At 71.9% G+C, this 16,997-nt stretch carries 13 protein-coding genes and 1 pseudogene; 8 read left to right on the top strand and 6 right to left on the bottom strand.

The features are described from left to right. Positions 1 to 13: 13 nt before the first annotated feature. From uvrB to aroQ, 6 genes are all read left to right on the top strand, one after another. A complete protein-coding gene (gene uvrB, locus ABTY20_RS01275; protein WP_351994934.1) occupies positions 14 to 2,146 on the top strand; it encodes an excinuclease ABC subunit UvrB in 2,133 nt (710 codons plus the stop codon). Positions 2,147 to 2,281: 135 nt separating this feature from the next. Next, positions 2,282 to 2,860 (top strand): TerD family protein, encoded by a 579-nt coding sequence (locus ABTY20_RS01270; RefSeq protein WP_351994933.1) that lies wholly within the window; start codon positions 2,282 to 2,284, stop codon positions 2,858 to 2,860. 42 nt (positions 2,861 to 2,902) lie between these two features. Next, on the top strand, positions 2,903 to 4,897 hold the full coding sequence (locus ABTY20_RS01265) for a TerD family protein (RefSeq protein WP_351994932.1): 1,995 nt from the start codon (positions 2,903 to 2,905) through the stop codon (positions 4,895 to 4,897). A 288-nt stretch (positions 4,898 to 5,185) separates the two neighbouring features. Continuing rightward, positions 5,186 to 6,187: a TerC family protein gene (locus ABTY20_RS01260; protein ID WP_351994931.1), complete on the top strand. Its 1,002-nt coding sequence runs from the start codon at positions 5,186 to 5,188 to the stop codon at positions 6,185 to 6,187. A 283-nt stretch (positions 6,188 to 6,470) separates the two neighbouring features. Then, positions 6,471 to 7,574 (top strand): calcium:cation antiporter, encoded by a 1,104-nt coding sequence (locus ABTY20_RS01255; RefSeq protein WP_351994930.1) that lies wholly within the window; start codon positions 6,471 to 6,473, stop codon positions 7,572 to 7,574. Between the two features lie 207 nt (positions 7,575 to 7,781). Then, positions 7,782 to 8,255: a type II 3-dehydroquinate dehydratase gene (gene aroQ, locus ABTY20_RS01250; protein ID WP_351994929.1), complete on the top strand. Its 474-nt coding sequence runs from the start codon at positions 7,782 to 7,784 to the stop codon at positions 8,253 to 8,255. A 7-nt stretch (positions 8,256 to 8,262) separates the two neighbouring features. On the opposite strand, the pseudogene ABTY20_RS01245 reads toward aroQ, so the two are convergent. The 4 genes and pseudogenes from ABTY20_RS01245 to ABTY20_RS01230 form a co-directional block, all read right to left on the bottom strand. After that, a pseudogene (locus ABTY20_RS01245) lies at positions 8,263 to 8,343 on the bottom strand (MBL fold metallo-hydrolase); the annotation flags it as partial. A 3-nt stretch (positions 8,344 to 8,346) separates the two neighbouring features. After that, positions 8,347 to 8,976 (bottom strand): DJ-1/PfpI family protein, encoded by a 630-nt coding sequence (locus ABTY20_RS01240; protein ID WP_351994928.1) that lies wholly within the window; start codon positions 8,974 to 8,976, stop codon positions 8,347 to 8,349. Positions 8,977 to 9,461: 485 nt separating this feature from the next. Continuing rightward, positions 9,462 to 10,112, bottom strand: coding sequence for an MBL fold metallo-hydrolase (locus ABTY20_RS01235; protein WP_351994927.1), 651 nt, complete (start codon positions 10,110 to 10,112; stop codon positions 9,462 to 9,464). Between the two features lie 37 nt (positions 10,113 to 10,149). Beyond that, the gene (locus ABTY20_RS01230) at positions 10,150 to 10,839 is read right to left on the bottom strand and encodes a maleylpyruvate isomerase family mycothiol-dependent enzyme (RefSeq protein ID WP_351994926.1); all 690 of its coding nucleotides are present in this window, start codon (positions 10,837 to 10,839) and stop codon (positions 10,150 to 10,152) included. A gap of 223 nt (positions 10,840 to 11,062) precedes the next feature. On the opposite strand from ABTY20_RS01230, the gene uvrA reads away from it, so the two are divergent. After that, positions 11,063 to 14,077: an excinuclease ABC subunit UvrA gene (uvrA, locus tag ABTY20_RS01225; protein ID WP_351994925.1), complete on the top strand. Its 3,015-nt coding sequence runs from the start codon at positions 11,063 to 11,065 to the stop codon at positions 14,075 to 14,077. Between the two features lie 63 nt (positions 14,078 to 14,140). Here uvrA and ABTY20_RS01220 read toward each other — a convergent pair whose 3' ends face one another. Next, complete coding sequence (locus ABTY20_RS01220; protein WP_351994924.1) at positions 14,141 to 15,058, bottom strand: carbohydrate kinase family protein; 918 nt, start codon at positions 15,056 to 15,058, stop codon at positions 14,141 to 14,143. A gap of 460 nt (positions 15,059 to 15,518) precedes the next feature. On the opposite strand from ABTY20_RS01220, the gene ABTY20_RS01215 reads away from it, so the two are divergent. Then, positions 15,519 to 15,938: a Rieske (2Fe-2S) protein gene (locus tag ABTY20_RS01215; protein ID WP_351994923.1), complete on the top strand. Its 420-nt coding sequence runs from the start codon at positions 15,519 to 15,521 to the stop codon at positions 15,936 to 15,938. 20 nt (positions 15,939 to 15,958) lie between these two features. Here the strand turns inward: ABTY20_RS01215 and ABTY20_RS01210 are convergent, their stop codons facing one another. Continuing rightward, positions 15,959 to 16,906 (bottom strand): hypothetical protein, encoded by a 948-nt coding sequence (locus tag ABTY20_RS01210; RefSeq protein WP_351994922.1) that lies wholly within the window; start codon positions 16,904 to 16,906, stop codon positions 15,959 to 15,961. Positions 16,907 to 16,997: the final 91 nt, after the last annotated feature.

Genomic DNA, 16,997 nt, shown 5'->3' with positions numbered 1-16,997 from the left:
TACGGTGGATGACATGCGGCCCGTTTCCCAGATCGAACGCACGGTGGCGCCCTTCGAGGTCGTCAGTCCCTACCAGCCGAGCGGTGACCAGCCGGCGGCCATCGCCGACCTCGCCCGGCGCATCGAAGCGGGTGAGAAGGACGTCGTCCTGCTCGGCGCGACCGGCACCGGCAAGTCCGCCACCACCGCGTGGATGATCGAGAAGCTCCAGCGCCCCACCCTGGTCATGGCGCCGAACAAGACCCTGGCCGCCCAGCTGGCCAACGAGTTCCGCGAGCTGCTGCCGAACAACGCGGTCGAGTACTTCGTCTCGTACTACGACTACTACCAGCCCGAGGCGTACGTCCCGCAGTCGGACACCTACATCGAGAAGGACTCCTCGATCAACGAGGAGGTCGAGCGGCTGCGCCACTCCGCGACCAACTCGCTGCTCACCCGCCGCGACGTCGTGGTGGTCGCCTCCGTCTCCTGCATCTACGGCCTGGGCACCCCCCAGGAGTACGTGGACCGCATGGTCCCGCTGCGCGTCGGCGACGAGCACGACCGCGACGAGCTGCTGCGCCGCTTCGTGGACATCCAGTACACGCGCAACGACATGGCCTTCACCCGCGGCACCTTCCGCGTCCGCGGCGACACCATCGAGATCTTCCCGGTCTACGAGGAGCTCGCCGTCCGCATCGAGATGTTCGGCGACGAGATCGAGGCGCTGTCCACGCTGCACCCGCTCACCGGCGAGATCATCAGCGACGACCGGCAGCTGTACGTCTTCCCGGCCTCCCACTACGTCGCGGGCCCCGAGCGGCTGGAGCGCGCGGTGGGCGACATCGAGAAGGAACTCGGCGAGCGCCTGACCGAGCTGGAGCGGCAGGGCAAGCTCCTGGAGGCCCAGCGCCTGCGCATGCGCACCACGTACGACATCGAGATGCTCCGCCAGATCGGCTCCTGCTCCGGCGTGGAGAACTACTCGATGCACTTCGACGGCCGCTCGCCCGGCTCCCCGCCCAACACCCTGCTGGACTACTTCCCCGACGACTTCCTCCTCGTCATCGACGAGTCGCACGTCACGGTCCCGCAGATCGGAGCCATGTACGAGGGCGACGCCTCCCGCAAGCGCACCCTCGTCGACCACGGCTTCCGGCTCCCCTCGGCCCTGGACAACCGGCCGCTGAAGTGGGAGGAGTTCCAGGAGCGCGTCGGCCAGACCGTCTACCTGTCGGCCACCCCCGGCCAGTACGAGCTCTCCCGCTCGGACGGCTTCGTCGAGCAGATCATCCGTCCCACCGGCCTCGTCGACCCCGAGGTCGTGGTCAAGCCCACCGAGGGCCAGATCGACGACCTGGTGCACGAGATCCGCACCCGCGTGGAGAAGGACGAGCGCGTCCTGGTCACCACGCTCACCAAGAAGATGGCCGAGGACCTCACCGACTACTTCCTGGAACTCGGCATCCAGGTGCGCTACCTGCACAGCGACGTCGACACCCTGCGCCGGGTCGAGCTGCTGCGGGAGCTGCGCAGCGGCGAGTACGACGTCCTGGTCGGCATCAACCTGCTGCGCGAGGGCCTCGACCTGCCCGAGGTCTCCCTGGTGGCCATCCTCGACGCCGACAAGGAGGGTTTCCTGCGCTCGGGCACCTCCCTGATCCAGACCATCGGCCGCGCGGCGCGCAACGTCTCCGGCCAGGTCCACATGTACGCGGACAGGATCACCCCGGCGATGGAGAAGGCCATCGACGAGACCAACCGCCGCCGGGAGAAGCAGATCGCGTACAACCGGGAGAAGGGCATCGACCCGCAGCCCCTGCGCAAGAAGATCAACGACATCGTCGCCCAGATCGCCCGCGAGGACATCGACACCGAGCAGCTGCTCGGCTCGGGCTACCGCCAGGCCAAGAAGGAGGGCGGCGGGGCCAAGGCGCCCGTGCCCTCGCTCGGGGCCAAGGGCGCGAAGGGCGCCAGGGGCAGGGCCGCCGAGGCGGCGCCGACCGACCGCCCCGCCGCCGAACTCGCCGGGCAGATCGAGGAACTCACCACGCGGATGCGGGCCGCCGCGGCCGACCTGCAGTTCGAGATCGCGGCACGGCTGCGCGACGAGGTGTCCGAGATGAAGAAGGAACTCCGGCAGATGCAGGAGGCCGGCCTGTCCTGACGGCCGTGTACGCGGTGTGTTGCAAGACCGACACAAAGTGCGGTCCCGGGTACGTCGCCGTCGGTGCCCCTGCGTAGGGTTCTGGGCAACCGCGAACGCGCGGCAACAGGGGAAGTCCGAGAGGGGAATCAGCGCGTGACCGTCAACATGACCAAGGGTCAGGCCATCAGTCTGCAGAAGAACGACGGCGGCAGCCTGTCCGCGGTGCGCATGGGTCTCGGCTGGCAGGCGGCTCCCCGTCGCGGCCTGTTCGGCTCGCGCACCCGGGAGGTCGACCTGGACGCCTCCGCCGTCCTGTTCGCGGACAAGCAGCCGGTCGACGTCGTCTTCTTCCGCCACCTGGTGAGCGACGACGGCTCCGTGCGCCACACCGGCGACAACCTCGTCGGCGGTGTCGGCCAGGGCGGCGACGACGAGGCCATCCTCGTCGACCTCTCGCGCGTCCCGGTCCACATCGACCAGATCGTCTTCACCGTGAACTCCTTCACGGGCCAGACCTTCCAGGAGGTGCAGAACGCGTTCTGCCGCCTCGTCGACGAGACCAACGGCCAGGAACTCGCCCGCTACACGCTGGCCGGCGGTGGCGCCTACACGGCCCAGATCATGGCGAAGGTGCACCGTTCCGGCACCGGCTGGACGATGACGGCCCTGGGCAACCCGGCCAACGGCCGCACCTTCCAGGACCTGATGCCGGCGATCCTGCCGGTCCTCTAGGCCGTATCCGGCCCACCAACGCGACACAGGGGGACGAAGGCGATGACGGTCGAGCTGGTGCGGGGGCAGAACCACCCGCTCTCCCGGTCCCGTCTGGAGATCCGGATCTCGGCCGGCACACCGGTCGTGGCCGCGGCCGCACTCGGCGACGGGAACGGCCGGATCCACGGAGCGGAGTGGGTGGCCCACCCGGGCGCGCCCACCCGGCCCGGCCTGGAGGTGTCGCGTCAGGCGGCCGCCGACCACCGTCTCGCGGTGGACCTGGACGCCATGACGGACGCGGTGCACCGCGTCAGCGTGCTGCTCGCCCTGCCCGCCCCGGGCGGCGGCCCGGGACCCGTCCGGTTCGGCGCCGTCGCGGCCCCCTTCGTCGCCGTCACCGGCCCGGACGGCGAGGAGATCGCCAGCTACACCATCACGGGTCTGGAGGCGGAGTCGGCCGTCGTCGCACTGGAGCTCTACCGGCGGCAGGACGCCTGGAAGGTGCGTGCCGTCGGCCAGGGCTACGCGGGCGGTCTGGCCGACCTCCTCACCGACCAGGGCCTGCCCGAGGCGGTGCGGCTCGCGGGCGCCGTCCACGAGGCGGTCGCGCGGGGCCTCGCCCGCTCCGTGCAGGCGCCCCCGTCCCGGCCGGCCGACGGCGACCGCTCCCGTCGGCCCGCTGCCCCCGCCCCCGACCAGGGCGCCACCGCGCCGCAGGGCGTCCCAGGCCCCGTACCGCCGTCGTACGGCGGACAGCCGGCCGGCGGTCCGGGACCGGGCGGACCGCAGCCGTCGTACGGCGGCACCGGTGCAGCGGACCCCGTTGCCGCCGGCGGCCCGATCGACTACAGCCACCCCCGCCGGCAGACCTCCGCTCCGCCGCCCCCGCCCGCCGCTCCGCCGGCCCGGCCCGGACAGCCCGCGCAGCCGGTCGCCGGGGACGCGACCGGCTGGTCCATGGAGGAGCGGCTCTACAACCAGGTCTGGGGCATGTTCGAGGACCTGGCACGCACCGCCGCCGCCTACCGCAGCGCCGTGGACTTCGCCGAGTCCCGCATGGACAAGGAAATGGAGCAGGCGCTGTCCGATCCGCGCAGCCGGATCGGCGGCCAGGGCGACGCCGCGCGCGAGGCCGCCCGGGCCCGGTGCGCACACCTCGTCGACCAGGCACGCGAAGTCCTCGACCGGGACCTCGCCCAGCTCGTCGCCGAGACCGACGTCGTCGAACCCGCGCTGCCCTGTGCCTTCGCCCGCTGGGACAACCCCGTCTGGCACGCCTACCGGGTGCCGATGGAGATACCCATGGCACTGCGCCTGGGCGACCTCCGGCTGCCCGAGGCCGACCGGATCCGCATCCCGATGCTGCTCCGGCTGCCGCTGGAGCGCGGTCTGTGGATCGACGGCGGACGGGCCGATCCGGTCGACGGGACGTTCACCGACTCCCACGACATGCGGCACCTCGCCCTGGAGACGGCGGTGTCGCACGCGGCCCGGCTGCTCGCCGTCCACCCGGCGGGCGAGTTCACCGTGCACGTCATCGACCCGGCCGGAGCCGGGGCGCGGGCGCTGGCACCGCTGACCCGGACCGGTGTGCTGGCGGCCCCGCCCGCCCAGGGCGCCGCCGGCGTGGCGGAGGTGCTGGGCCGGCTCACCCAGCGGGTCGACCTGGTGCAGATGGCGCTGCGCGGAGGCGCCCCGGACGCGCTGCCGCCGGGCTTCGACACCTCCCAGCAGCTTTTGATCGTCAACGACTTCCCGCACGGCTTCGACGACCGGGCCGTGAACCAGTTGCGCTACCTCGCCGACGAGGGCCCGTCGGTCGGGGTCCATCTGATGATGGTCGCCGACCGCGAGGAGTCCGCGGGCTACGGTCCGCTGCTGGATCCGCTGTGGCGCTCGCTGCTGCGACTGACTCCCGTGCCCGACGACCATCTGGCCGACCCGTGGGTCGGCCACGCCTGGACGTACGAGCCGCCGGCCGTGCCGACGGGCAGCCAGGTCCTCCACCAGGTGCTCACCCGGGTCGCGCAGGCCCGCCGCGCGTGGGGCGGATGACCGCTCCGCACCCTTTCACCAAGCTCGCGTAAAGCTCTCCTACCTGCGTCTTTGTATTTTTCTTTACTCTTCCCTTTACCAGCCCTTGGAGGTTGGGTACTGTTGACCGCACGGAGGGGAGTACTCCCTGTCTGTGCGGCGACCCCGTCAATACGGATCAGGCCAGATCCCGGGGCGTCGGCCCGAAGGACCGTCCGGACGCTGTCGAGCGCCGGAGGCCCGGGTGGAAGAGACCTCCGGCAGCGACGACGCTGACATTGCCTGTGTGACGTATCTGCCGGAGGCGTAGTGGATGTTTCCCTGACCCTGTGGGTCCTGACCGTCGTGGGCCTCGGTGCCCTCATCGCAGTCGACTTCTTCATCGGCCGCAAACCGCATGACGTATCCGTCAAGGAAGCCGGGATCTGGACCATCGTCTGGATCGTCCTGGCCGGGCTCTTCGGGCTCGGCCTGCTGATCTGGGGCGGAGGACAGGCCGGAGGCGAGTTCTTCGCCGGCTACATCACCGAGAAGTCGCTGAGCGTCGACAACCTCTTCGTCTTCGTCCTGATCATGGCGAAGTTCGCGGTGCCGTCGCAGTACCAGCAGCGGGTGCTCCTCGTCGGTGTCCTCATCGCCCTGGTGCTGCGCGCGATCTTCATCGCCGCCGGCGCCGCGATCCTCGCCAGCTTCTCGTGGGTGTTCTACATCTTCGGCGCCTTCCTGATCTGGACCGCCTGGAAGCTCATCCAGGAGGCCCGGGCCGACGGGGAGGACGAGGAGTTCGAGGAGAACAAGCTGCTCAAGGCCGCCGAGCGCCGCTTCGGCGTGGCCGACCGGTACCACGGCACCAAGCTGTGGATCGAGCAGAACGGCAAGCGGGTCATGACCCCGATGCTCGTCGTCATGCTCGCCATCGGCACCACGGACGTCCTGTTCGCGCTCGACTCGATCCCCGCGATCTTCGGCCTGACCCAGGACCCGTACATCGTGTTCACGGCGAACGCGTTCGCGCTGATGGGCCTCAGGCAGCTGTACTTCCTCATCGGCGGCCTGCTGAAGAAGCTGGTCCACCTGTCCTACGGCCTGTCGATCATCCTCGGCTTCATCGGCGTGAAGCTGGTACTGCACGCACTGCACGAGTCCGGGGTGCACGTGCCCGAGATCAGCATCCCGGTCTCGCTGGGCGTCATCTGCGGGGTCCTGATCGTCACCACGATCACCAGCCTGCGGGCCTCCCGCAAGCAGGCGGAGGCCGAGGCGGCGGCAGGCCGGGACGGGGGCCCCGTGAAGAACGACATCGACGTCTGACCCCGTCGGACGCCGGAGCGCCGGCACCGGGAGCGGAGGTCGGCCCATCGCCGGCCACCGCTCCCGGTCCTGCCCGCTCCACCCCGCGCCGCCTGCCGGCGCCCCCGAATGCGACTCGTACGAGGAGGCCATGCGTGACCATGATGACCCCGAGACGATCAGGATCGCGGAGCGGAGGGGCGCGCCGTGCGGAGGTGGTGCCCCCCGCGCCCCCCACGGTCGGCCGGTGGTCGGAGGGCCGCGGCGAGGTGCGCCGCCCGTTCACGTCTGCGACGATCGCCCCATGACCGCTCGGCTCAGGTCACTCGCGGCACAGTGGACGATCCTGGTGCCGGTGCTCGCCGTCATCCTGCTGGTCCTGACCTGGGGACGGGGACTGCCCGGCTGGGTCGTCGTCCTGGTGACCGCGGTCCTCGCGGGGTCCGTGCTGGCGGCCGTGCACCATGCCGAGGTGGTCGCGCACCGGGTCGGTGAGCCCTTCGGCTCCCTGGTCCTCGCGGTCGCCGTCACCGTCATCGAGGTGGCGCTGATCGTCACGCTGATGCTGGACGGCGGGGACAAGAGCGCGACGCTCGCCAGGGACACCGTGTTCGCGGCCGTGATGATCACCGTCAACGGAATCCTCGGACTGAGCCTGCTGGTGGGCTCACTGCGCCACGGCACGGCGGTGTTCAATTCGGAGGGCACCGGCGCGGCCCTCGCCACGGTCGCGACGCTGGCGACCCTCAGCCTCGTGCTGCCGACGTTCACCACGAGCAAGCCGGGTCCGGAGTTCTCCACCGTGCAGCTCACGTTCGCGGCGGTCTCCTCACTGACCCTCTACGCCCTGTTCGTGGCGACCCAGACCGTCAGACACCGCGACTACTTCCTGCCGGTCGCCAGACAGAGCGAGCCGGACGCCTCCCAGGAGGAGCACGCCGAGGCGCCCTCCACGCGCACCGCCCTGATCAGCCTCGGGCTGCTGGGCCTGGCCCTGGTCGGAGTGGTCGGACTGGCCAAAGGGGTCTCGCCCACGATCGAGTCCGGGGTGGAGGCCGCCGGACTACGCCACTCCGTCGTCGGTGTGATCATCGCCCTGCTGGTCCTCCTCCCGGAGACCATCGCCGCGGTGCGCGCCTCGCGCCGCAACCAGGTGCAGACCAGCATGAACCTCGCGCTCGGCTCGGCGATGGCCAGTATCGGTCTGACCATCCCCGCCGTCGCGCTGGCCTCCCTCTGGCTCCCCGGACCACTCGTCCTCGGCCTCGGCAACACCCACATGGTGCTGCTCGCCCTGACCATGGTGGTGGGCGCGCTGACCGTGGTCCCCGGGCGGGCCACGCCCCTCCAGGGAGGCGTGCACCTGGTGCTCCTCGCGGCCTATCTGGAGCTGGCGATCAACCCCTAGCGGGGAGGCACGGGCCGTCCGGGGAGCGGGTTGCCCGGACGGCCCGCGAGCGGTGCAGGGAAGCGCCCGGGACACGGCCGCACGGTCGTCCGGTGCCGGGCGGGCCGGGGTCCACAGGACTCGACGGCCGTGTGCCGCACCGTGATACACCGGGTCCGAGCAGCGGTTCCGCCGAGGACCGCCCCACCCCGACGGACCGGAGGAACCGTGCCCCGCAACCTGGCCGACGCCCCCATCATGATCCTCAACGGACCCAACCTGAACCTGCTGGGACAGCGCCAGCCGGAGATCTACGGCTCCGACACGCTCGCCGACGTGGAGGCGATGTGCGCCGAGGCGGCGGCCGCGCGGGGCGGCACGGTGGACCTGCGCCAGTCCAACCACGAGGGCCGGTTGGTGGACTGGATCCACGAGGCACGGCTGGACCACTGCGGGATCGTCATCAACCCCGGCGCCTACTCGCACACCTCCGTCGCGATCCTGGACGCCCTCAACGCCTGCGACGGCCTGCCCGTGATGGAGGTCCACATCTCCAACATCCACCGGCGCGAGTCCTTCCGGCACCACTCCTACGTCTCCCTGCGCGCCGACGGGGTCATCGCGGGCTGCGGGGTGCAGGGGTACGTGTTCGCGGTGGAACGGATCGCGGCACTGGCCGGCCCGGGAACGGCCGAGGCATGAGCCGCGTTCACCAGCCCCGCGCGCGCCACTTCGGCAGGTGCGGGCGCTCCGCGCCCAGGGTGGTGCCGTTGCCGTGCCCGGGAGAGACCGCTCAGCCGCCGCTGACGAGCTCCCGGGCCCTGGCCACGACCTCGGGCGTCGCCGTGGCCAGGGAGCCGCTGTCGTACGGCGGCTGGGGGTCGTACTCGGTGAGGAGCTGAATGGCCCGGGCGGTGAGTTCGTCGCTCAGCAACGCGCACAGCCCCAGGGCCAGGTCGATGCCGGCGGAGATCCCGGCCGCCGTGATGATCTTGTCGTGCCGGACGACGCGTTCCGCGGTGTAGGTGGCGCCGAACGTCTCCAGGTCGTCCATCGCCAGCCAGTGGGTGGTCGCGGTCCGCCCGTTGAGCAGCCCCGCTGCCCCGAGGATGAGCGCCCCGGTACAGACCGAGGTGGTGAAGCGGGTCGTCCCGTGAATCCGGCGCACCCAGTCGATGAACTCCGTGTTGTTCAGCATCAGTCGCGCCCCCGCACCGCCCGGGACGAGCAGCACGTCGCAGGACTCGACCTCCGTGTACCGGGTGGGCACGTTCACCCGCATGGCGCCCAGCACGTCGGCGATCCGCCCCGGTTCGGGCGCGACGAAGCGCACCCGGGCGTCGGGGACGTTCGCCAGGAGCTGGTACGGGCCGATGGCGTCGAGCGGCTCGAAGAGCCTGAAGAGCGGGATCACGATGTCCATGCCGGGGAGCCTATGCAGGCATCTGCGTTGCCTGAGGACACATCTGCTGACATGTCCAGGCATCGCGGCAAATTCACGAGAACGGGTGCCGGGCGGTCTCGGCCCGGCGCGACCAGCCGGCCGCCGTGCTGCCGTCGCCTGGTGCACGGCATCGGGGCATCCGGGGAGGGCCGGACCGGTTGCGCCGCCGCTGACACCGCACATCTCCACAGAAGACAGGCGGAGGAGCAGGGCCCCAGGGCGCGGGGTGGTACGCGGCGATGTCGTGCGGCGGGTACTCACACGGGATGCCGGTGCGGCCGACGTACAGGATCGCGTTGACGATCCGGAGGCATCCGTTCGCGTCCTCGACTGGCTTCTGACGGCCGTCGCGGCGGGTGCGGGGCTCTTCGGCCGGCCGTTCCCGTGCGGTGGCCGCCGGCTCCGACCGACTGCCGGGGACGCGGCTGTTCCCCAGGGGGCGCCGGGGCGGCGATGCCGCCGGCCTACCAGCCCCGCTCGTGCCACTCGCCGAGGTGGGGCCGCTCGGCGCCGAGCGTGGTGTCGTTGCCGTGGCCGGGGTAGATCCAGGTCTCGTCCGGGAGGACGAAGACCTTCGCCTCCAGGTCCGACATCAACGACGTGAAGTCCTCGGGGCGTGTGGTCCTTCCAGGACCCCCCGGGAAGAGGCAGTCCCCGGTGAACACATGGGGATGCCCGTGGGGATCGTCGTAGACGAGGGCGATCGAGCCGGGTGTGTGCCCGACCAGATGGCGGGCGGTGAGCTCCACCCGCCCCACGCGGACGGTGTCGCCGTCGTCGACCATCACGTCGGTCGGCACCGGGATGCCCGCGGCGTCCTCCCGGCCCGCGTGGGTGCGGGCGCCGGTGGCCGCGACCACCTCGGCGAGCGCCTGCCAGTGGTCGCCGTGCCGGTGGGTGGTGACGACGGAGGCGATGCCGTCGTCACCGATCGTCCCCAGCAGGGTCCCCGCGTCGTCGGCCGCGTCGATCAGCAGCTGCTCGTCGGTGGCCCGGCAACGCAGCAGATAGGCGTTGTTGTCCATGGGGCCGACCGCGACCTTGGTGATCATCAGGTCCTTGAGTTCGTGCACGTCGGCTGGGCCGCCGACCGTCACCCGACCGCTGTACGTCATGACCGTCAGCCTATAGCGGGAACCCGCGCCGGACAGCCTAGAGCGGGGGGAGCGACGGAAGGGCCCCACCCTTCACCGTCAGTGCGGCGCCGTCCCGGCGGCCGGCCAGCCAGCCGAGCAGGTCGGCGGCGGTCCCCTCGACCGCGACCGGACCGCCGTCCGCCCCGCCGCCGGTCGTCCAGGTCCGGCCGTCCGCGGTGGCCAGCGAGGTCGGGGGAACGTCCTGGTGTCCGTCGAACCGCGCCGCCAGGAAGGCGATCTCCCGCTCCGTGAAGTCCGCCGGCAGGTCCTCCAGCTCGTAGCCGATCCCGAGGTCCACGTGGTGCAGCTCCACCTCGACCCACCGCCGGAACGGCACCCGCTCCGCCCGGTCCGTGACCCCGTTGCGCAGCTCCACCGTGCGCGACCAGTCCGCCGGGGCGGCGCCCGCCGCGCGGAAGCGCTCCCCGCTCTCCCGCAGATCGGCGAGGTGCGCGGCGAGGGGGCGCGGCGCGCCCCGCTCGATGTCGGCGTCGCGGGCCTCGCCGGACACGTACATGGGGCGGCCCTCGAGGACGTTCACCAGGGCGTCCGCGTTGCGTGCCAGGTGGGCCAGCACATGACCGCGGGTCCAGCCGGGCAGCCGTGACGACTGGGTCACAGCCGCGTCGTCCAGCGCGGTGACCGCGGTGAGCAGCCGCTCGGTCGCCTTGTGTACAGACGCCAGGTCATCAGCGTGATCAATCATGGTGCCGACCCTAGCCTCGTCACCTCATCGGGTGAAGGTGGCGGAGTCCCGCCCTGAATCGAATGTACGTGCCATAAGGTCGGACGCGGCGTCGGGCATGCTGGAGAGCCGGGGTTTGTTGACAACCCGTGAATCCGAACCGGCGTTGTCAGTGGCTCCCCCTAGTCTGAGGAAGACAGGGGCTCCGTCCCTGTCACTTCTCTCAAGAAAGGTGCGGACCGGCGTGGCCGACCGTCTCATCGTCCGTGGAGCGCGCGAGCACAACCTCAAGAACGTCTCGCTCGACCTCCCGCGCGACTCGCTCATCGTCTTCACGGGCCTGTCGGGGTCGGGCAAGTCCTCGCTGGCCTTCGACACCATCTTCGCCGAGGGGCAGCGGCGCTACGTGGAGTCGCTCTCCTCCTACGCCCGGCAGTTCCTCGGCCAGATGGACAAGCCGGACGTCGACTTCATCGAGGGCCTCTCCCCGGCGGTCTCCATCGACCAGAAGTCGACCTCCCGCAACCCGCGCTCCACGGTCGGCACCATCACCGAGGTCTACGACTACCTGCGCCTGCTCTTCGCGCGCATCGGCAAGCCGCACTGTCCCGAGTGCTCCCGGCCGATCTCCCGGCAGTCGCCGCAGGCCATCGTCGACCGGGTCCTGGAACTGCCCGAGGGCAGCCGCTTCCAGGTGCTCTCCCCGCTGGTGCGCGAGCGCAAGGGGGAGTTCGTCGACCTCTTCTCCGAACTCCAGACCAAGGGCTACTCCCGCGCCCGGGTGGACGGCGAGACGGTCCAGCTCTCCAGCCCGCCCACGCTGAAGAAGCAGGAGAAGCACACCATCGAGGTGGTCGTGGACCGCCTCACGGTCAAGGACAGCGCCAAGCGCCGCCTCACCGACTCCGTGGAGACCGCCCTCGGCCTGTCCGGCGGCATGGTCGTGCTCGACTTCGTCGACCTCCCCGAGGACGACCCCGAGCGCGAGCGCATGTACTCCGAGCACCTGTACTGCCCGTACGACGACCTGTCCTTCGAGGAGCTGGAGCCGCGCTCCTTCTCCTTCAACTCGCCCTTCGGCGCCTGCCCCGAGTGCACGGGCATCGGCACGCGCATGGAGGTCGACCCCGAACTGATCGTCCCCGACCCGGAGAAGAGCCTCGACGAGGGCGCCATCCACCCGTGGTCGCACGGCCACACCAAGGACTACTTCGACCGCCTGATCGGCGCCCTCGCGGAGGCGCTGGGCTTCCGCACCGACATCCCGTTCGCGGGCCTGCCGCAGCGTGCCAAGAAGGCCCTGCTGCAGGGTCACAGGACCCAGGTCGAGGTCCGCTACCGCAACCGCTACGGGCGTGAGCGCCGGTACACCACGGCCTTCGAGGGCGCCGTCCCCTTCGTCAAGCGCCGGCACAGCGAGGCCGAGAGCGACACCAGCCGGGAGCGCTTCGAGGGCTACATGCGCGAGGTGCCCTGCCCCACGTGCGAGGGCACCCGTCTGAAGCCGGTCGTCCTCGCCGTCACGGTCATGGGCAAGTCCATCGCCGAGGTCTCCGGGATGTCCATCAGCGACTGCGCGGACTTCCTGGGCGAGCTGAGGCTCACCGACCGCGACAAGAAGATCGCCGAGCGCGTGCTCAAGGAGGTCAACGAGCGGCTGCGGTTCCTGGTCGACGTCGGCCTGGACTACCTCTCGCTCAATCGCGCGGCGGGCACCCTCTCCGGCGGCGAGGCCCAGCGCATCCGCCTGGCCACCCAGATCGGCTCCGGACTCGTCGGCGTGCTCTACGTCCTCGACGAGCCCTCCATCGGCCTGCACCAGCGCGACAACCACCGCCTCATCGAGACCCTGGTCCGGCTGCGCGACATGGGCAACACGCTCATCGTCGTGGAGCACGACGAGGACACCATCAAGGTCGCCGACTGGATCGTCGACATCGGCCCCGGCGCCGGCGAGCACGGCGGCAAGGTCGTGCACAGCGGCTCCCTCAAGGAGCTGCTCGCCAACGCCGAGTCGCAGACCGGCCAGTACCTGTCCGGCAAGAAGGCCATCCCGCTGCCCGACGTCCGCCGCCCGCACGACCCGTCGCGCCGGCTCACGGTGCACGGCGCCCGCGAGAACAACCTCCAGGACATCGACGTGTCCTTCCCGCTGGGCGTGTTCACCGCGGTCACCGGTGTGTCCGGCTCCGGCAAGTCCACGCTGGTCAACGACATCCTCTACACGCACCTCGCCCGCGAGCTGAACGGGGCGCGCAGCGTGCCCGGCCGGCACACGCGCGTGGACGGCGACGACCTCGTCGACAAGGTCGTCCACGTCGACCAGTCGCCCATCGGCCGCACCCCGCGCTCCAACCCGGCGACGTACACCGGTGTCTTCGACCACGTCCGCAAGCTGTTCGCCGAGACCACCGAGGCGAAGGTCCGCGGCTACCTGCCGGGCCGCTTCTCCTTCAACGTCAAGGGCGGCCGCTGCGAGAACTGCGCGGGCGACGGCACGATCAAGATCGAGATGAACTTCCTCCCGGACGTGTACGTCCCGTGCGAGGTCTGCCACGGCGCCCGCTACAACCGGGAGACCTTGGAGGTCCACTACAAGGGCAAGTCCATCGCCGACGTCCTGAACATGCCGATCGAAGAGGCCATGCACTTCTTCGAGGCCGTCCCGGCCATCGCCCGCCACCTCAGGACGCTCAACGACGTCGGTCTCGGCTACGTCCGGCTCGGCCAGGCCGCGACCACCCTCTCCGGCGGTGAGGCGCAGCGGGTGAAGCTCGCCAGCGAGCTGCAGAAGCGCTCCACCGGCCGCACGGTCTACGTCCTGGACGAGCCGACCACCGGTCTGCACTTCGAGGACATCAGCAAGCTGCTGAAGGTCCTGTCCGGCCTGGTCGACAAGGGCAACACGGTCATCGTCATCGAGCACAACCTCGACGTGATCAAGACCGCCGACTGGGTCGTCGACATGGGCCCCGAGGGCGGTTCCGGCGGCGGCCTGGTCGTCGCGGAGGGCACCCCGGAGCAGGTCGCCGGCGTTCCGGCCAGCCACACCGGAAAGTTCCTGCGGGAGATCCTCGGCGCGGAGCGGGTCAGCGACGCCGCCCAGGCACCGGCCCCGCGCAGGGCCGCGGCGAAGAAGACGGTCGCCGCCAGGGGCACCGCCAGGAGGACGGCCACCAAGGCGGTCGACGGTACGACGGCCAAGAAGCCGGCCACCAAGGCCGCCGCGAAGAAGACGACGCGGGCGCCCAGGTCCTGACCGGCCCGCACCGGCACGCGCCGTGCCGCACGGAGTCCCCGTGCGGCACGGCGCGTGCGTGCGTCAGACGCCTTCCGGCTCCAGCTCACGGGCGTACGGCGGTTCCGCGCCCGCCCGCGAGCAGGTGACCGCCGCCGCCCGCGCCGCGAAGCGGAGCAGTCCCGTCCAGCCCTCGCCGTCCAGTGCGGCCACCCCCGCGTCACTGAGCGCGTCCCGGACCGCGAGGCCGTGCAGCAGCGCCGCGTTCACCGTGTCACCGGCGCCGATCGTGTCCACCACCTCGACCCGCTCGCCCGGCACGGCGTACTCGCCGCCCCCGCGGGTGAACACGGTCAGCCCGTCCCCGCCCCGGGTGACCACGACCGCCGCCGGGCCGGCCGCCAGCCACTCCCGCGGGGACCCGCCGAGCCACTCGGCGTCCTCGGCGGACAGCTTCAGCAGCGACACCGACGGCAGCCAGCTCCTGAACCGGGCCCGGTAGGCGTCCGGGTCGGGGACGAGCCCGGCCCGGACGTTGGGGTCCAGCGCGGTGAACACGCCCCGCGCGGCGGCGGTGCGCATCAGCTCCTCGTAGGCGCTCGCCCCCGGCTCCAGCACGAGCGAGCAGGTCCCGAAGGACACCGCGCGGGTCCCGGCCGGCAATGCGTCGGGGGCCGTGAACAGCCGGTCCGCGGTCCCCTCCACGTAGAAGGAGTACGCCGCCGAGCCGTCCGCGCCGACCGTGGCGACGGCCAGCGTCGTCGGCTCGTCGCCGCGCTGCACCGACGACACGTCCACACCGGTCTCCCGCAGCCGGTCCAGCAGCGCCTCGCCGAAGGCGTCCCGCGACACCCGCGAGCAGAACGCGGTGGGGGAGCCGAGGCGGCCCAGCGCCACCGCCGTGTTGAAGGGGCCGCCGCCGAGCGCCGGCGTCAGCGCCGCGAGCGCGCCCGTGCCGCGCGGTACCAGGTCGATGAGTGCCTCACCGGCTACGACGATCACGAGGTTCCCTTCTTCGGGGGCCGGGGCTTCCCGGCCCTGTGGGGACGGCCGAGCTCCTCGACGGCGTCCGGGACCGCCGACGGATGCGCGGGAGCACCGGCCGGGTCCCGTCCAGCGCGTGGGAGACGGGCACGACGGAAGACAGACGGAGACACCGGCGCCGCGTGCCACGTCCGCCATGGGGGGGCTCTCCTCGGACACCGGTGCGCATCACGTTCTGGAGCGGGACCGTATCCCATCCGGCGGGCGGGCGTAAACGCTTGCGCGTCGCGTCGGCGCGGGCCGGGGAAGGGCGCGCGGCCCGGTGCCGGCGGGGCGCCTCCCCGGCCTTCGGGGCGCCGCGGGGAGGCACGGCCGCCCCGCGGCCGGGGGCGTGGCCCCGCCCGTGGGCGGTACGGTCCGCCCCGGTATCGTCCCCGGTGTCCAGCCCCGCACCGCCGTCCCACCCGTGGAGATCCTCATGCCCGCCCGACCCGCCGCGAGCCGCCGTACCGTCCTGCGGGGTGCGGCCCTCACCCCCGTCGCCGGACTGGGCCTCACCGCGTGCGGACGGACCGAGGAGGGCCCCGCGCGGCCGACCGGCCCCGTCGAGCTGGGCCCCGAGAACGAGGTCGCCGAGGAGGGCGCGAAGCTGTACCGGGACCACAACGTCGTGGTCAGCCGGAGCGCGGACGGCACCCTCAGGGCGTACGACTCCGTCTGCACCCACGCGGGATGCCCCATCAACAAGCTCGAGGGCACGAAGCTGATCTGCCCCTGCCACGGCAGCGAGTTCGACGCCACCACCGGAAAGGTGCTGCGCGAGCCGGCGGTGGCCCCCCTGAAGGCGCTGACCGTCGAGGTGCGGAACGGCACGATGGTCGCCGAGCCGCAGGCCTGACCGGCCCGGCCGGACCGCGGTCAGGCCCAGTCCCAGGCGATCCCCACGTAACCCGGCCGCACGCGCGGCTCCACCAGGTGCACCGAGCGGTGCCGCCCGCTGACCGTCAGTTCCTGGCGGCCGCCGCGCGGTGCCGTCGCCGAATGCTGGGTGAACCGGTGGCAGCGCACCGGGAGCGCCCCGGAGCCGAAGCACACCTGGAGCGCGTACTGGCCGCCGGGGGAGTCCGTCCCGCGCACGTACTCGTGCGAGACGCCCGCCGTGCCGTCCTCGACGGCGTAGCGGAAGAGGAAGGTGTCACCGGACCGCAGCCGGGTGTCGAAGAGCAGCTCGGCCGCGAGCACCCCGGTGTCGTGGTGCCGGCGGACGCGACCGGTACGGCAGTTCTCCAGGGCGTGCACGGTCATCCGCTCCGGCGCGGCACCGGGGTCGCCGTGGTGGACGGCCACGTAGCGGTCGACACCGTCCCGGCGGGCGCGCACGATGTGGTGCGCCTCGCGCTCCGCCAGTTCGCGGCGCACCCCGATCCGTATCCGCTCGTGGTGCCCCAGGGTGTGCAGCCCGCCGTCGCGCGGGGCGCCGGATTCGGCCAGCAGCCTCTCCCGCACGCCCGAGGCCTCGGCCAGGGAGCGGGGGGACCACCCGCCGGCGTGCCGGTCCGCCGGGTGCCCGTGCGGCGCGGCGAGCAGCCGGATCAGCGACTCCTCCGGCAGCCGCAGGATCTCCTCCAACGCCCGCACGGCGCGCAGCGACTCCGGACGCTGCGGGCGGCGGGCCCCCTGCTGCCAGTAGCTCAGGCTGGTGACGCCGACCTTCACGCCGTGGCGCGACAGATGGTGCTGCACCCGCTGCAGCGGCAGTCCCCGGGCGGCGATCGCCGCCCGCAGGGCGACGTGGAAGGGGCCGCCGCGCAGGACCGAGTCCAGTTCCGCGCCGACGGGGTCCGCGTGCGGTGTGGCGTGCGGCATGCAGGGGCCTTTCCGTGAGGTCCGCGACGGCCGGTCGGGCCGTCGCGCGGGCACCCCGGAGCCGCCCCCGCCGACGCGGCGGAGCCTTCAC

Origin of the sequence: Streptomyces sp. NPDC126497, assembly GCF_040302425.1 — a bacterium.
Classification (GTDB): domain Bacteria; phylum Actinomycetota; class Actinomycetes; order Streptomycetales; family Streptomycetaceae; genus Streptomyces.
This window is presented reverse-complemented; position numbering and strand designations above follow the sequence as displayed.

Bases quoted from the DNA above. Each gene is read 5' to 3' on its own strand.
- uvrB (WP_351994934.1), top strand. From the start codon at position 14: ATGCGGCCCGTTTCCCAGATCGAACGCACGGTGGCGCCCTTCGAGGTC.
- ABTY20_RS01265 (WP_351994932.1), top strand. From the start codon at position 2,903: ATGACGGTCGAGCTGGTGCGGGGGCAGAACCACCCGCTCTCCCGGTCC.
- ABTY20_RS01255 (WP_351994930.1), top strand. From the start codon at position 6,471: ATGACCGCTCGGCTCAGGTCACTCGCGGCACAGTGGACGATCCTGGTG.
- ABTY20_RS01240 (WP_351994928.1), bottom strand. From the start codon at position 8,976: ATGGACATCGTGATCCCGCTCTTCAGGCTCTTCGAGCCGCTCGACGCC.
- ABTY20_RS01235 (WP_351994927.1), bottom strand. From the start codon at position 10,112: ATGACGTACAGCGGTCGGGTGACGGTCGGCGGCCCAGCCGACGTGCAC.
- ABTY20_RS01230 (WP_351994926.1), bottom strand. From the start codon at position 10,839: ATGATTGATCACGCTGATGACCTGGCGTCTGTACACAAGGCGACCGAG.
- ABTY20_RS01215 (WP_351994923.1), top strand. From the start codon at position 15,519: ATGCCCGCCCGACCCGCCGCGAGCCGCCGTACCGTCCTGCGGGGTGCG.
- ABTY20_RS01210 (WP_351994922.1), bottom strand. From the start codon at position 16,906: ATGCCGCACGCCACACCGCACGCGGACCCCGTCGGCGCGGAACTGGAC.